We start from the raw sequence: 1067 nt of genomic DNA on the forward strand, positions 1-1067 counted from the left end.
AATAAAATCAATACGTTGTGCGACTTTGGAGCCGGCGACGAGAATTGAGCGGACCTCAAGCGGACCTCGCAGGGCTGGCCCTGTCGTCGGCACCGGGCCATTCGCTCTTACCGACGTGTGTCAGGCGGAGGTCGAAAGGATTGCGGAGCTGGCGCCCGCGGGCTCATCAACGTCACTGCGATAAACCGATAGGAAACCGCGATGAGTCTATCGAGACCCTACCATCGTATCTACCGCGGCTTTATTCCCGGCCCGAACTCTGGCTACAGCAGTTGGGCCTTTATCTGCGACCGAGATTACGCCAAGAATGCGGAGCATTACGTCCGTGCCTACACCTTAATCCAGGACGACCTCCAATCGATTTTTGAATATCTGGAGCCGAGCGACGAATGTAATACTGCATATTCCTACAGGATACATGCTTTGCTCATGCGAGCATGCATTGAGGTCGAGGCGAATTTCAAAGCCATTCTTGAGGAAAACATCTTCACGCCGCCGCGCAACCGTTCCACAAACATGAGCGACTATCGAAAAGTGGACGCCTCACATCACTTATCATCCTATGAAGTGATGCTTCCGATCTGGAATGGAAGCCCTCGGATCTGGAGGCCTTTCGAGGCATGGAAGCCGAGCCGGGGTCTCTCAAATCCGGGCGGTCCGGGCTTACCCTGGTATCAGGCCTACAACGCAAGCAAACATGATCGACACGATGAATTCAAGAAGGCAAATTTTGAAAATCTTGTCCTGGCTGTTGCTGGCCTTCTTGTTGTTATTTCAGCACAGTTTCGCGATCGTTCGTTCTCCGCAGGCCCAACAGCGCTCTTGATGTCAGGGCACGATTACCATCCGATGGAAGCCTCGACAGGATCCCTGTTTCGGATCAGGTATCCCAATGATTGGGCTGATAGCGAACTCTATGGATTCGATTGGAGCGACCTGAAGTCTCAAGGGGAGCGCTTCGAAAAATTCGATTATGATGAGATTCCATTATAGCGTTTCGAGCACTTCCTTCGGCGGCTCCGGCGCATAACCCGGTCTCCGTGCGTTGAGCGCCTTCTCGCCGGTGT

Annotated in this window: 1 protein-coding gene; it reads left to right on the forward strand. The window is 53.3% G+C overall.

Annotation, left to right across the window (positions count from 1 at the left end; translation table 11 throughout):
• Window positions 1-201 precede the first annotated feature (201 nt).
• Window positions 202-993 (forward strand): hypothetical protein, encoded by a 792-nt coding sequence (locus A1351_RS24695; RefSeq protein WP_157096255.1) that lies wholly within the window; start codon window positions 202-204, stop codon window positions 991-993.
• Window positions 994-1067 lie beyond the last annotated feature (74 nt).

The sequence above is a fragment of the Methylosinus sp. R-45379 genome (assembly GCF_001644125.1).
Taxonomy (GTDB): Bacteria; Pseudomonadota; Alphaproteobacteria; order Rhizobiales; family Beijerinckiaceae; genus Methylosinus.

Bases quoted from the DNA above. Each gene is read 5' to 3' on its own strand.
- A1351_RS24695 (WP_157096255.1), top strand. From the start codon at position 202: ATGAGTCTATCGAGACCCTACCATCGTATCTACCGCGGCTTTATTCCC.